The 13,960-nt window shown below is 70.7% G+C and carries 11 protein-coding genes; 1 reads left to right on the top strand and 10 read right to left on the bottom strand.

The features are described 5' to 3' along the window. Positions 1-17 precede the first annotated feature (17 nt). The 8 genes from HUN08_RS08775 to aspS all read right to left on the bottom strand — a co-directional run bounded on the left by HUN08_RS08775 (position 18) and on the right by aspS (position 10,778). Positions 18-413 (bottom strand): prepilin peptidase, encoded by a 396-nt coding sequence (locus HUN08_RS08775; RefSeq protein WP_124246348.1) that lies wholly within the window; start codon positions 411-413, stop codon positions 18-20. Positions 414-540: 127 nt separating this feature from the next. Continuing rightward, on the bottom strand, positions 541-1,356 hold the full coding sequence (locus HUN08_RS08770; protein WP_301546953.1) for a shikimate dehydrogenase: 816 nt from the start codon (positions 1,354-1,356) through the stop codon (positions 541-543). Positions 1,357-1,369: 13 nt separating this feature from the next. Next, the gene (mltG, locus tag HUN08_RS08765; protein WP_301546952.1) at positions 1,370-3,007 is read right to left on the bottom strand and encodes an endolytic transglycosylase MltG; all 1,638 of its coding nucleotides are present in this window, start codon (positions 3,005-3,007) and stop codon (positions 1,370-1,372) included. Positions 3,008-3,133: 126 nt separating this feature from the next. Next, complete coding sequence (ruvX, locus tag HUN08_RS08760) at positions 3,134-3,589, bottom strand: Holliday junction resolvase RuvX (RefSeq protein ID WP_124246346.1); 456 nt, start codon at positions 3,587-3,589, stop codon at positions 3,134-3,136. Then, positions 3,589-6,282: an alanine--tRNA ligase gene (gene alaS / locus HUN08_RS08755; protein WP_124246345.1), complete on the bottom strand. Its 2,694-nt coding sequence runs from the start codon at positions 6,280-6,282 to the stop codon at positions 3,589-3,591. The genes ruvX and alaS overlap by 1 nt, the downstream gene beginning before the upstream one ends. Positions 6,283-6,358: 76 nt before the next feature. Then, on the bottom strand, positions 6,359-7,735 hold the full coding sequence (locus HUN08_RS08750) for a replication-associated recombination protein A (RefSeq protein WP_124246344.1): 1,377 nt from the start codon (positions 7,733-7,735) through the stop codon (positions 6,359-6,361). A gap of 12 nt (positions 7,736-7,747) precedes the next feature. Continuing rightward, on the bottom strand, positions 7,748-8,914 hold the full coding sequence (locus HUN08_RS08745; protein ID WP_124246343.1) for a hypothetical protein: 1,167 nt from the start codon (positions 8,912-8,914) through the stop codon (positions 7,748-7,750). A 34-nt stretch (positions 8,915-8,948) separates the two neighbouring features. Further along, entirely contained in the window at positions 8,949-10,778 is a 1,830-nt protein-coding gene (aspS, locus tag HUN08_RS08740; RefSeq protein ID WP_124246342.1) for an aspartate--tRNA ligase, read from the bottom strand. Positions 10,779-10,967: 189 nt separating this feature from the next. On the opposite strand from aspS, the gene HUN08_RS08735 reads away from it, so the two are divergent. Then, positions 10,968-11,858, top strand: a complete 891-nt coding sequence (locus HUN08_RS08735) for a neutral zinc metallopeptidase (RefSeq protein WP_124246341.1) — start codon at positions 10,968-10,970, stop codon at positions 11,856-11,858. 40 nt (positions 11,859-11,898) lie between these two features. Here the strand turns inward: HUN08_RS08735 and hisS are convergent, their stop codons facing one another. Together hisS and HUN08_RS08725 are read right to left on the bottom strand one after the other, a co-directional pair. Beyond that, a complete protein-coding gene (gene hisS / locus HUN08_RS08730) occupies positions 11,899-13,176 on the bottom strand; it encodes a histidine--tRNA ligase (RefSeq protein WP_124246340.1) in 1,278 nt (425 codons plus the stop codon). Then, the gene (locus HUN08_RS08725; RefSeq protein WP_124246339.1) at positions 13,173-13,934 is read right to left on the bottom strand and encodes an MBL fold metallo-hydrolase; all 762 of its coding nucleotides are present in this window, start codon (positions 13,932-13,934) and stop codon (positions 13,173-13,175) included. Before HUN08_RS08725 ends, hisS begins: the two co-directional genes overlap by 4 nt. Between the last annotated feature and the right edge of the window lie 26 nt (positions 13,935-13,960).

Here is a 13,960-nt window from a genome sequence, read left to right as displayed (position 1 = left end):
GAATCCGGTTGGCGGTGTCAACCGCCGCCGAGGACGAGTGCCGCCGCGACGCCCGCGAGCGCCGGCCCGTGCGGGCGTCGGCGGCGCGCCGACCGGGCCGAACCCCACACCCCGACGAGCTGGGCGGTGACCACCGCGAGGACGGCGACGGCGGGATCGACGGCCAATCCTCCGACGACGAAGGCCAGCTTCACGTCCCCGCCGCCGACCTGGCCGAGCGCATGCGCCAGCAGATACGGGAGCGTCGCGACCAGCGCGGCCGCGACGAGACGCGGATCGCTCGCACCTAGCCGAGCGGCCGACTGTGCGGCCACCGCCGCCACCCCCGGCCACAGGACCGGGATCGGCAGTCGCCCGCTGCGCCGGTCGACGTCGCCGACGACCAGCAGCCACAGGCCGACGACTGTCTCCATCCGCCCAGCCTGCCCGCGTCCACGCGCACCACGACCGGCGCGACCACCGGGCGACAAGGCTCCTGTGGACGGCGCCGATCTGTGGATTGCGACCCGCGACGCCGGGCGCTACGGGTGCCGGGTGCCGCTAGCCGATCGCGGCGGCCATGGCCTCGCGCGGGGCCGGACGGCCGGTGAACAGCTCCACCTGGCGATAGGCCTGGTTGAGGAGCATCACCAGCCCGCCGGCGACCGTTCCCCCGTGTTCGGCGACCCGTGCCGCCAGCGGCGTCGGCCACGGATCGTAGATCGCGTCGACGAGCCGCAGCGGTGCGTTCACGGCCGGGACGAGGGCGGCGGCGGCCGCGGCGGGCACCGTCGAGACGGCGACCACCGCCTCCGACAGCGCGGCCCGCAGCTCCGGCGACTCGGCGTCGAAATCGAGGAGTCGTACGTCGATCCCCAAGCGCGCGGCGGTCTCGACGGCCGCACCGGTCCGCCCGGGGTCGCGGACGACCAGCCCGACCTCGGTGATGCCGGCTTCGGCGAGGGCGGCCAGCGCCGGTCGCGCGGTCCCCCCGGCCCCGATGACGACGGCCGAGGCGCCTTCGGCGCGATCGACCCCGACGGCGCCGAGGGCTCCACTCACACCGTCGATGTCGGTGCAGTCGGCCAGCCAGCCGCCGGTTTCGCGCACCAGGGTGTTCGCCGAGCCGACGGCGCCGGCGCGGTCGGTCACCCGCGCGGCGTAGGCCAGTGCCTCGGGCTTGCCCGGCATCGTGACCGAGAGCCCCACGAATCGCTCGTCGAGTGAGTCGACGAGCGCCGCCAGCTCTCCCGCGCGGCACTCGATGCGCTCATAGGTCCAGTCCGCGAGCCCTAGCGCGCGATAGGCGGCACGGTGCAGGTCGGGTGAGCGGGAGTGCTCGATCGGGTACCCGAGGACCGCCGCTTTGTGCAGCACTGCGGTGATCGCCTCAGCAACCGGTCTTGAGGAACTTGTTCTGGCACGCGATGTTGCGATTGCGCTTGTGTTCCTCGAAGTTGTCCGAGAACACCGTCTGCCCGTCCTTGTCGACGGTGAGGAAGTACAGCCAGTTGCCCTTCGGCGGGTCGAGCATCGCTTTGAGCGCGTTCTCCCCGACCGTGGCGATCGGCGTCGGCGGCAGTCCGAAGATCCGGTAGGTGTTCCACCGGGTGTCGGCCTTGTAGTTGTCGCCGTGGACGTCGATGTTGGTCTCGGCCGCGGTGTAGTTGGTGGTGGAGTCCATTTCCAGGCGCTGGTTCTTCGCCAACCGGTTCAGGATCACCCGTCCGACCTTCGGCAGGTCCTCGGTGTGTCGCACCTCGCGCTCCATGATCGACGCCGCGATCAGCACCTCGTACGGCTTCAGGCCGCTGCGGTTGCCGGTCAGCAGCCCCCACGACTCGTATCGGCTGGTGCTGTCGCTGATCAGCTGCTTGAGGATCTCGGTCGGCGACGCCTCCGGGTCGATGGCCTCCCAGGTGCCCGGCGCGATCAGCCCCTCGATCCGTCGGTAGTCCCCCGGCAGCGCGGCGACCCCCTCCCGGGCCCAGGTCGGGATCCCGAGCTGCTCGATCGGTGTCGACTTGGCCGCGTCCTCGAGCTGTTGCGCGGTCACGCCAACGGTCTTCCCGTTCAGCGTCACGCTCGTCGCATCGGCGACGAGGTCGAATACGCCCGGAATCGTCTTGCGGTCGACGCCTCGCTTGGCCTCGAGTTGCACGCCTTCGGGAATGACGACCCGGCCGACGCGGTGCAACGTGCCCTCCATCATCTGGACCGCCGTCGCGGCCGGGATGCCGGTCCGCATCTGGTAGATCCCGCCGGACAGCGATTGGGTGCCGGCCGCGTTGATGAAGGCCTGCACCGAGCCGACCACGCCCTCGCGCTTCAGGATCTCGCCGAAGTTCGTCAACGACGAGTTCTCCGGGATGGTGACGAGCACGTCGGAGGTGCCGGCCTGGTCGGTGAAGTCCTTCTTCGACGTCAACAGGCCGAAGTGGCGTGCACCGACGTAGCCACCCGCCGCCAGGACCAGGACCACCGCCAGGGCCAGCGCGGCGAGTACCGCGTTGCGCCCGCGGCTGCGCCGGGCCGGCATCCGCCCGTCCGCTGCCGCCGCGGCCTTTTGCTTGGCCTTCTTGGCGTCCCGTTCGGCATCGTCGTAATCGGCATGCCACGACGGTGTCGGGGCCGGCACGGACCGCTCCTGGATCACTGACTCCTCGTCATCGGGGACCGCGGGCGGTCCGGGTTCGGCGGCGACCGGCGCGGCGCCGTCACTCGTCGCATCGCCGGGGTCGATGTCCACCTCGGCGACGGGTTCTTCGGCCGGGGCCGGCGGCAGTCCCGGATCGACCGGCCCGGTCGCCTCGGCGCCGCTGTCGGACGCGTCGACGTGGCGGACGATATTCGGCGTGACGTTGGTCGCGGCCGAGTCCTCCGGATCGGACGACACGCGCGGAATCTCACCGGTCATCCATGCCGGCGAGTCGGATCGACGCGCCGCCTCGTCTCGGCGGGCCCGCCGCCGGACCGGCGCCGGCTGCTCGTCCGACCGGTCGCTACCGTTGCCCGTGTTCTCCGTCACGCACCCATCTCCTTCCGTCACGCCCGATTTGCCTGATTCCCCGGCGCTAGGCACCTCACCGCCGGGTGCGGCCGCCGCACTTTCACTCGGTCGGCCGCGACTGCTCACCTATGTCTGATCCGGCGACTACCGGACGCCATCCAACCATCCTTGCAGAATCGCCACCGCCGCGGCTTGATCTATGACACCGCGCGCGCCGCGTGAATCCCGCCCCGCCGCGCGCAGGGACCGGCTGGCGGCGACCGTCGTCATGCGTTCGTCGACGAACTCGAGCGGCACCGGAGCGATCGCGCGTGCGAGTTTGTCGGCGAATGCGCGGACCGCCTGCGCGGCGAGCGCCTCCTCCCCGCGCAGATCGCGCGGCAGTCCGACGATCACGGCGACCGCCTCGTACTCGGCCACCAGATCGGCGAGCCGGGCGATGGCCGCCTCGTCGTCGGCGCTGCTCGGGCGTCCCCCTTTGCCCGCGCGGGCCACCGTCTCGACCGGCGTGGCCAGGATGCCGTCGGGATCGCAGACCGCGACCCCGACGCGGACGGTGCCGACATCGATCCCGATTCTGCGCCCGCCCGGGTGCGCCATCAGCGATCCGCCAGCAGTCCGGTGATCTTCGCCATCGCGGCCGAGATGCCGTCGGCGTCGGTTCCGGCGCCCTGCGCCAGATCCGGCTTGCCGCCGCCGCGCCCGCCGACCAGCGGGGCGATTTCCTTGACCAGCACCCCCGCGCCCACGCCCGCATCGCGCGCACCCGGCGTCGTCGCGATGACGAAGGGGACCTTGTCCGCCGCCCCGTCCTCGCCCGGGCTCGCCGAGAACAGGACCACGACGGCCTTGTCCGAGCGGGCCCGGCTCCGCAGGTCCGCGGCCAGCTCGCGCAGCTCGTTGGCGTCGAGTCCGTCGGCGATCCGGCCGCCGATCACGTCGACGCCGGCCACCTGCTGGGCCGAGTCGAGCAGGTCCGACGTTGCCGCCCTGGCCTGCTCGGCGCGCAACCGGGCCACCTCGCGCTCGGCGTCGCGCAACCGGGTCACCAATTGCTCCACGCGACCGGGGACCTCGGCACTGGGCACCTTGAGCGAGGAAGCGAGACCCGCGAGCAGGGCGCGCTCGGTGGACAGGTGGCGGAAGGAGTCCATGCCGACGTAGGCCTCGACGCGCCGGATCCCCGATCCGACCGAGGACTCGCCGATCAGCGTGATCGGCCCGATCTGCGACGACGTCCCGACGTGGGTTCCGCCGCACAGTTCCATCGAGAACGGGCCGCCGATCTCCACGACGCGGACCACGTCGCCGTAGTTCTCGCCGAAGAGCGCCATCGCACCCATCGCCTTGGCCTCGTCGAAACCGGTCTCGAAGGTGTTGACCGGATAGTTGGCCTCGACCGCGCCGTTGGAGATCTCCTCGATCTCGTGACGCTGTTCCTCGCTCAACGGACCATTCGCATGGAAGTCGAAGCGCAGGTAGCCGGGTTTGTTCAACGAACCGGCCTGGGTCGCCGTCGGACCGAGCACCTGGCGCAGCGCGGCATGCACCATGTGGGTGCCCGAGTGCCCCTGCGTGGCGCCGTGGCGCCACTGGGGATCGACCGAGGCGATGACCTCGTCGCCCTCGGCGATCTCACCCGTCTCGACGACGCCGCGGTGCAGCCACACCGACTTGCCGGCCTTCTGGACGTCGGAGACGGCCACCCGGACGCCGGAACTGGTGGTGATCGTGCCGATGTCGGCCAACTGACCGCCGCCCTCGGCGTACAGCGGCGTGCGGTCCAGCACGATCTCGACCTCGGTTCCCGCACCGGCGCGGCCCACGCGACTGCCCGCCGAGACGACGGCCAGCACCCGGGCCTCGCTGACCAGTTCGTCGAACCCGACGAAGGTCGTCGGGTGGGCGTCGATGAACTCCCGGTACACGGAGAGATCGGCGTGGCCGGTCTTGCGCGCGTTCGCGTCCTCCTTGGCCCGCTTGCGCTGCTGTGCCATGAGTTCGGCGAAACCGTCGGAATCGACCGCCAGCCCGGCCTCGGCCGCCATCTCCAGGGTGAGGTCGATCGGGAAGCCGTAGGTGTCGTGCAGGGTGAAGGCGGCCGCGCCGCTGATCCGGTCGCTACTGGCCGCCTTGGTCTCGGCCGCGGCATCGGCGAACAAGGCCGAGCCCGCCGACAGCGTCTTCGCGAAGGTCTCCTCCTCGCCGACCGCGACGGTGCGGATCCGCTCCCGCGCCCCGGCGAGTTCCGGGTACGACGGCGCCATCACGTCGACCGCGGTGTCGACGAAGGCGCCCATCGTCGGGCCGGTGGCGCCCAGCAGGCGGGCCGATCGGACGATCCTGCGCAGCAATCGGCGCAGCACGTATCCGCGTCCCTCGTTGCCCGGCAGCACGCCGTCGCCGATCAGCATCGCGGCGGTCCTCGTGTGATCGGCGATGACGCGGAATTTCACGTCGTCGGATGCACCGGTCTCCCCGCCCGCCCCGTAGGCGCGGCCGGTCAGTTCGACGGCGCGGTCGATGATCGGCTTGAGCAGATCGGTCTCGTAGACGTTGTCGACGCCCTGCAGGATGCAGGCGACGCGCTCGATGCCCATGCCGGTGTCGATGTTGCGCTTGGGCAGCGGACCGAGGATCTCGTAGTCCTCCTTCGCGCCGCCCTCACCGCGCTCGTTCTGCATGAAGACGAGATTCCAGATCTCGATGTAGCGGTCCTCGTCGACCTCGGGACCGCCCTCCTGCCCGTACTCGGGGCCCCGGTCGTAGAAGATCTCCGAACAGGGCCCGCACGGCCCGGGAACGCCCATCGACCAGTAGTTGTCCTTGCGCCCGCGGCGCTGGATCCGCTCGGCGGGCACGCCGATCTCGTCGCGCCAGATCGACTCGGCCTCGTCGTCGTCGAGGTAGACGGTCGGCCAGAGGCGGCCCGGGTCGATCCCGTAGCCGCCGTCGGCGACCGGGCTGGTGAGCAGCGACCAGGCGAACTCGATGGCCTCTCGCTTGAAGTAGTCGCCGAAGGAGAAGTTGCCCGCCATCTGGAAGAAGGTGTTGTGGCGCGTGGTGATGCCGACTTCCTCGATGTCGAGGGTCCGCACGCACTTCTGCACGCTGGTCGCCCGCGCGAAGGGCGGGGTCTGCTCGCCCAGGAAGTAGGGCTTGAACGGCACCATGCCCGCGTTGACGAACATCAGATTCGGGTCGTCGAGGACCAGGGGCGCACTCGGGACCTCGGTGTGGCCGGATGCGATGAAATGGTCCAGGAATCGCTTGCGGATCTCGTGCGTCTGCACTGCTGGGGTGTCCTTCGTCGGGCGGAGCGGAACTCGGGGTCGGCGCGACCCCGGGGATCAAGTCTAGCGGCGGCGATCAGGGGCGCAGGCGGCGGATGATCGCCCGCAGGCGGGGCACCCGGGCCGACAGCTGCTGTTCGGTGCCGCGGCCGGTCGGCGCGTAATAGTCGACGCCCACCAACTCGTCGGGCGGATACTGCTGGGCCACCACCCCGTCCGGGTCGTCGTGCGGATACCGGTAGCCGACCGCGTGGCCGAGATCCTTGGCGCCCGCATAGTGTCCGTCGCGCAGATGTGACGGCACCGACCCGATCCGACCGGCGGAGATGTCGGCCATCGCCGCCCCGATGGCGGCCACGACCCCGTTGGACTTCGGCGCGGTCGCCAGGTGGATGGTCGCCTGCGCCAGGGCGAGTCTCGCCTCGGGCAGGCCGACCAGCGCGACGACCTGGGCGGCGTTCACCGCCGCCGTCAGCGCGGTGGGATCGGCCATCCCGATGTCCTCGCTGGCGTGGATCATCAACCGCCGCGCGATGAACCGGGGGTCCTCCCCCGCGGTGATCATCCGCGCGAGATAGTGCAGCGCGGCATCCACGTCGGAGCCGCGGATGGACTTGATGAACGCACTGACGACGTCATAGTGCTGATCGCCGTCCCGGTCGTAGCGCACCGCGGCCTGGTCGATCGCCGCCTCGACGTCGGCGACCCGCAGTGCGGCGGGCTCGGCATCCGGCTCGTCCGACACTTCCGACGGCATGCCCGCGAGGACCCCGGCGGCAGCCGCCTCCAACGCGGTGAGGGCGCGGCGCGCATCCCCGCCGGCCACGGCGATCAAGTGGTCGCGCGCCTGATCGTCGAGGCGCACCCGGCCCGCCAAGCCCTGCGGTGCGGCGACCGCCCGGTCGATGACCGTGCCGATCTCCGCCTCCGACAGCGGCTGCAGGGCCAGGACCAACGATCGCGACAGCAACGGCGCGACCACCGAGAACGACGGGTTCTCCGTGGTGGCCGCGACCAACAGGACGATCCGGTTCTCCACCGCGTCGAGCAGGGCGTCCTGCTGGTTCTTGGAGAACCGGTGGACCTCGTCGATGAACAGCACGGTCTGCTCACCGGCGATCAAACGGCGACGGGCCAGGTCGATGACGGCCCGCACCTCCTTCACACCGGCCGAGAGCGCCGAGAGCGCCTCGAACCGTCCGCCGGTGGCGCGGGAGATCAACGAGGCCATCGTCGTCTTGCCGGTGCCGGGCGGTCCGTAGAGCAGCACCGACGCCGCCCCGGAGCCCTCGACCAGCCGGTGCAGCGGCGAGCCGGGCCGCAGCAGGTGTTCCTGGCCGACGACGTCGTCGAGGGTCTGCGGCCGCATCCGCACCGCCAGCGGTGCGGAGGCAGCGGGCGCGGGCGGGGCGTGTTGCGACGCCTCGGTCTCCGACTCGAACAGGTGGTCCATCGTCTGGGCGCGCTAGGAGAGCCAGTCCCGCCGCAGCGCCGCGGCGAATGCTCCGCTGAACGCGGCCAGCTCGGCCATCCGCGGGTTGTCGCCGGCCAGGCGCTCGCTCGCGACGGCGAGTTCGTCCCATCGCTGGCAGGCCACCACCGGATCGGCCGTGGTGATCGCCCAGTCGTGGGAGAGCATGCTCTCCTCGGCGGCATCGGTCGGCCCGCTGTCGGAGGCACCGACGAATACGACGGTCGAGCACCACACCCACAGCAGTCGCGCGGACGCGATGAGGTCGGCGACGGCGCGGTCGTCGCCCAGCGCCGGCCACATCGACTCGGCCTCCGAGCGCCAGGCGTCGACCAGTGCGGTCTCCAACTCGGCGCGCACCGCGGCCGAACGCGGACCGAGGTGTTCACCGAAGGTGACCAGGCCGTAGGCGACGTCGAGCACCGCGTCGCGGAATCCGCCCCACTCGTAGTCCATGAACCGGACGCCGTCGGCGTTGATCAGAATGTTCTCCGGCCCGACGTCGGAGGGGCTGAACGCGCGGAACTCCCCCTCGGCGAACAGTCCGACGGCGGTCGCCAACCGGTGGGACACCGATTCGGGCACCTCGACGCGCAGGGACCGCGCCACGCCGGGAAGTTCGGCGACGACCCGCTTGGCCCACCGGGTCGGCACGCCTTCGAAGGAGCGGGCGTGCGATCGGCGCAGCAGCGCGTTGAAGTCCTCTTCACCGCCGACGGTGGCCGCGTGCATGCGGCCCAGCGCCTGCCCCCAGGCGCTGACGGCGCGCGACACCTCTTCGGTGTCGGTGCCCCCGAGCAGGTCGGTCATCGCCGCCCCGGTGCCCAGGTCGGACAGCACGATGACGCGCCGAACCGGGTCGTGCGCGATCAGCTGCGGTCCGGGACGGCTCTCGCTCGGAAGCGCCGTCGCGTACTGATACGCGGCCACCTCGCGATGGAAGGATTCCGGATCGTCTTCGGCGCCAAGCGATTTGATCACCAGGGTGCGGTGCGTGGAAACCGGGTTCTTCGAGACCCGCGCGCGCACGACGATGCTGCGCCCACTGCCCCCCAGATCCTCGGGGTCCGACAGTGCCACCGGTGTTCCGGCTCGCGCCGACAGCACGCTCTCCGCGGTGGTCAATGCGCCGTCGATCGGACTTTCAACGATGGCCGTCATGATGCATCCAACGTACCCGCGATACCTGCTCGCGTCACTGCCCTGACGACCCCGAAGCCTTCGACTCGGCTTTCGGGGCGTCCGGTTTCGCGTCGATGCCCGACTCCTTGCGCTGTGCTGCGGTGATCGGGGCAGGCGCGGCGGTCAGCGGGTCAACGCCACCACCGGACTTCGGGAAGGCGATGACCTCGCGGATCGACGACTCGCCGGCCAGGAGCGCGGTGATCCGGTCCCACCCGAAGGCGATGCCGCCGTGCGGCGGGGCGCCGAAGGCGAAGGCGTCGAGCAGGAAGCCGAACTTCTCCTGCGCCTCGTCGTGGCTGATCCCCATGATCGCGAAGACCCGCTCCTGCACGTCGCGGCGATGGATGCGGATCGATCCGCCGCCGATCTCGTTGCCGTTGCACACGATGTCGTAGGCGAAGGCCAGCGCCGCGCCCGGATCGGCCTCGAGGTCGTCCAGGGACTCCGGCTTCGGCGAGGTGAACGCGTGGTGGACCGCGGTCCAACTGCCCGATCCGACGGCGACGTCGCCGGCGGCGGTGGCGTCGTCGGCCGGCTCGAACAGCGGCGCGTCGACCACCCAGGTGAACGCCCAGTCGGCCGTGGCGGGATCCACCGCGTCGCCCGGGGCGGGGATCAACCCCAGCCGCGTGGCGATCTCGACTCGCGCAGCGCCCAGCAGGGCCCGCTGTGCCTTCGCGGGTCCGGCGGCGAAGAACACGCAATCCCCCGGCTTCGCGCCGACGTGCTCGGCCAATCCGGCCCGCTCGGCGTCGGAGAGGTTCTTGGCGACCGGCCCGCCGAGTTCGCCGTCCTCGCCGACCAGGACGTAGGCGAGCCCCTTCGCGCCGCGTTGCTTGGCCCACTCCTGCCAGGCGTCGAGTGTGCGACGCGGCTGCCCGGCACCGCCCGGCATGACGACGGCGCCGACATACGGCGCCTGGAAGACGCGGAACGGGGTGTCGGAGAAGAACTCGGCGCATTCGACGAGTTCCAGGTCGAACCGCAGGTCCGGCTTGTCGGAGCCGAAGCGCCGCAACGCGTCCGCATAGGTCATCCGCGGGATCGGCGTGGTGATCTCGACGCCGATGAGGCGCCACAGGGCGACCAGGATCTGCTCGGCCAGCGCGATGACGTCGTCCTCGTCGACGAAACTCATCTCGATGTCGAGCTGGGTGAACTCGGGCTGCCGGTCGGCGCGGAAATCCTCGTCGCGGTAGCAGCGCGCGATCTGGTAGTAGCGCTCCATCCCGGCGACCATCAGCAGCTGTTTGAACAGCTGCGGGCTCTGCGGGAGGGCGTAGAACGTGCCCGGTTGCAACCGCGCGGGGACCAGGAAGTCACGGGCGCCCTCCGGGGTGGACCGCGTCAACGTCGGCGTCTCGATCTCGACGAAGTCGTTGGCCGACAACACGCCGCGGGCCGCGGCACTGGCGGCCGAGCGCAGCCGGATCGCCGCGGCCGGGTCGTCGCGCCGCAGATCCAGGTAGCGGTAGCGCAGGCGCACCTCCTCGCCGGGCTGCTCGTCGAGCTGGAACGGCAGCGGCGCCGACTCGTTGAGCACCTCCAGGCGGGCGGCGTTGATCTCCACCGCGCCCGAGGCGAGGTTCGGGTTCTCCGACCCCTCCGGGCGCACCTCCACCACGCCGGTGACCGCGATGCAGAACTCCGAGCGCAGGCGGTGCGCGGCGGCGGCGACCGCGTCGTCGCGGAAGACGACCTGGACCAGGCCGGAGGCGTCGCGCAGATCGATGAACACCACACCGCCGTGGTCGCGACGGCGTGCCACCCAGCCGGCGACCGTGACGGTCTCGCCGGCCGACTCTCGGCGCAGTGATCCTGCGAGATGGGTGCGCAGCACTTGGGTCCCTCCAACGGTCGTGGTCCATCACCCGGCCGCGGGGCCGGGCGGAATCAATTCGAATCGACGTCCGAGTCTACGGCCCCGGCCGCACCGACCCGCGTCCGGCGTCGTACACGCGGGGAAACGTCGCCGATGCGCGTTGCGCCGAATATGCTGGAATCCACTGACTGCAATGACAGGAGAACAATGACTTTCCAAGGCAGCGGCCCGCTCGACACCTCGACGGTCTCCAGCGGGGGTTCGGGCGGCGGTTTGGGCGGCCTCGGTGGCGGCATGGGCGGTGGCGGCGGCGGGCGGATCGCGATGGGCGGCGGTGCCGGTCTGATCATCGCCCTCATCGCCCTGTTCCTCGGCGTCAACCCCGGTAACCTCCTGGGCGAGACCGGCAGCGGCGTCGGTCCGGCAACGAACCCGGCCAACGACGCGATCGCGCAGCACATCCAGAACTGCACCATCGAGATGGCCAACTCCGACGACATCTGCCGCATCGTTGCCACCGTGGACAGCGTGAACAAGGTGTGGGCGAAACTGCTGCCCGGCTACACCGAGCCCCGCACCAAGATCTTCAGCGGCGCGGTGAACACCGGTTGCGGCGCGGCCTCGTCGGGGATGGGCCCGTTCTACTGCCCGGCCGACCAGACCGCCTACTTCGATCCGTCCTTCTTCACGACGCTCAAGCGGATGGGCGGCAGCAACGGCCCCCTCGCACAGAGCTACGTTGTGGCCCACGAGTACGGCCACCACGTGGAGAACCTGACCGGGGTGCTCCGCAAGGGCAACCGCATGGGCAACGACGGTTCGGTGCGGATCGAGCTGCAGGCCGATTGCCTCGCCGGCGTCTGGGCGGCGCACGCGGACAAGGGACCGGATGCGATGCTCGCCCCGATCAGCCAGGACCAGATCGCCTCGGTGATCCAGACCGCCAAGGCGATCGGCGACGACACGATCCAGGGCTCGCACTCGAATCCGGAGGGTTGGACCCACGGCTCGGCCGAGCAACGCTCGCGCTGGTTCATGACCGGATACCAGTCCGGTGATCCGCGCCGCTGCGACACCTTCGCCACCAATTCGCTGTAAGCGAGCCGCCGGGCGGGCCGATTCGGACGGATGATCCGGGTCAGGCCCGCTCGGACTCGGCGACGAGGAGCCGGATCTCCTCGACCACGTTCGACAACGACACCCGCTCCTGGGTGCCGTCGGTCAGGTTCTTGACTTCGACGCCGCCCTCGGCGAGTTCGCGTTCGCCCAGCACCAGGGCGAAAGTGGCGCCGGACCGGTCCGCTGCCTTCATCGCCCCCTTGATCCCCCGATCGCCGTAGGCGAGGTCGACGGCGATGCCCGCCGCCCGCAGCTTGGCGGCGATCACGACGAGTTCACTCTTGGCCGCGGCCCCCATCGGGACGCCGAAGACGCGGCACCGCGCCGGCTCCTCCTCGGCGACGCCCTCCGCGCGCAGGGCCAGCACCGTGCGGTCCACGCCGATACCGAACCCGATTCCGGACAGGTCCTGTTTGCCGCCCAGCTGGCGCATCAGGCCGTCGTAGCGGCCGCCTCCGCCGATCCCCGACTGGGCGCCGAGACCGTCGTGGACGAATTCGAAGGTCGTCTTGGTGTAGTAGTCCAGGCCGCGCACCAATCGCGGATTGATCACGTAGGCGACGCCCAACCGGTCCAGGTGCTCCCGCACGGCCGCGAAATGCTCCGCCGACTCCTCGGACAGGTGATCGAGGAGCAACGGCGCCGCCGCGGTCATCTCGCGCACCTCGGGCCGCTTGTCGTCGAGCACGCGCAGCGGGTTGATCGCGGCGCGCGCCCGCGTCGCCTCGTCGAGGTCGAGTCCGTCGAGGAAGTCCTGCAGGAGCTTGCGATAGCCGGGACGGTCCGCTGCGGTGCCGAGCGACGACAGTTCGAGGCGGTAGCCGGTGAGGCCCAAGCGCCGGAAGCCCTCGTCGGCGACGGCGATGACCTCGGCGTCGATGGCCGGGTCGTCGACACCGATGGCCTCGACCCCGACCTGCTGCAGTTGGCGGTAACGCCCCTCCTGCGGCTTCTCGTATCGGAAGAAGGGGCCGCTGTAGCAGAGCTTCACCGGGAGTTGACCACGGTCCAGTCCGTGCTGGATCACCGTGCGCATGACACCGGCCGTCCCCTCCGGGCGCAGCGTCACGCTGCGGTCCCCGCGGTCGGCGAAGGTGTACATCTCCTTCGAGACGACGTCGGTCGACTCACCCACCCCCCGCGCGAACAGCGCGGTGTCCTCGAACACCGGGAGCTCGATGTGGCCGTATCCGGCCAGGGCGGCCGCCGCGGTCAGGGTGTTGCGGACGCGCGTGAAGTCGGCCGAGCGCGGCGGGTAGTAGTCCGGGATTCCGCGCGGCGCCTGAAACTCGCTCACAGTCCGTAACGTCCTTTCGAAGGTCCTTGCGCTCCACCCTCGTGCCCGCCGAGACCGGCCAGAAACGGGTTGTTCGCGCGTTCGGTGCCGATCGTCGTCTGCGGCCCATGGCCCGGCAGCACCAGCGTGTCGTCGGGCAGCGGGAGCAACCGCGCCGCGATCGAGTCCAGCAGCTGCTGGTGGTCCCCGCCGGGCAGATCGGTGCGCCCGATCGACCCCTGGAACAATACGTCGCCGGAAAAGACCACCCGCGCCGACCCGGCGTCGGCACCGCCCTCCGCGGCGGCATCGTCGAGCGGCACGTCCAGCCCGAGCAGCACCGAGCCCTGGGTATGGCCGGGAGCGAGTTCGACCGAGAACCTCAGCCCCGCCAACTCGACCTCGTCCTCGTCGCCGAACTCGACGACCTTCTCCGGCTCGTGGAAGGTCAACACGCCGACGACCGCGCCCAGGGTCTTGCCGATCCCCTTGGACGGGTCGGTGAGCATCGGACGGTCCGCGGGATGGATGTAGCACGGAATCCCGTACTCCTCGCACACCTGGGCGGCGTTCCACGTGTGGTCGAGATGCCCGTGGGTCAGGAGGACCGCGACCGGCGTCAACCCGTGCTCGGCACACAACTTCTGCACCTGCGCTGCGGATTCCTGCCCCGGGTCGATGACGACCGCGTCGCCGCCCGAGCCGCCGGCAACGGCGTCGCCGGACACGATGTAGCAGTTCGTCTGGAACATGCCAGCGGGGAAACCGGTGATCAGCATGATCGCCATTCTCGCAGAAATCACGC

This window comes from Gordonia sp. X0973 (assembly GCF_013348785.1).
In the GTDB taxonomy this organism is placed as follows: domain Bacteria; phylum Actinomycetota; class Actinomycetes; order Mycobacteriales; family Mycobacteriaceae; genus Gordonia.
The sequence above is the reverse complement of the archived record's forward strand: the minus strand, read 5'-3'. Positions and strand labels throughout refer to the sequence as shown.

Excerpts from the sequence above, each read along its gene's own strand:
- ruvX (WP_124246346.1), bottom strand. The coding sequence starts at position 3,589 with ATGGCGCACCCGGGCGGGCGCAGAATCGGGATCGATGTCGGCACCGTC.
- HUN08_RS08725 (WP_124246339.1), bottom strand. The coding sequence starts at position 13,934 with ATGCTGATCACCGGTTTCCCCGCTGGCATGTTCCAGACGAACTGCTAC.
- HUN08_RS08745 (WP_124246343.1), bottom strand. The coding sequence starts at position 8,914 with ATGACGGCCATCGTTGAAAGTCCGATCGACGGCGCATTGACCACCGCG.
- HUN08_RS08750 (WP_124246344.1), bottom strand. The coding sequence starts at position 7,735 with ATGGACCACCTGTTCGAGTCGGAGACCGAGGCGTCGCAACACGCCCCG.
- HUN08_RS08775 (WP_124246348.1), bottom strand. The coding sequence starts at position 413 with ATGGAGACAGTCGTCGGCCTGTGGCTGCTGGTCGTCGGCGACGTCGAC.
- HUN08_RS08735 (WP_124246341.1), top strand. The coding sequence starts at position 10,968 with ATGACTTTCCAAGGCAGCGGCCCGCTCGACACCTCGACGGTCTCCAGC.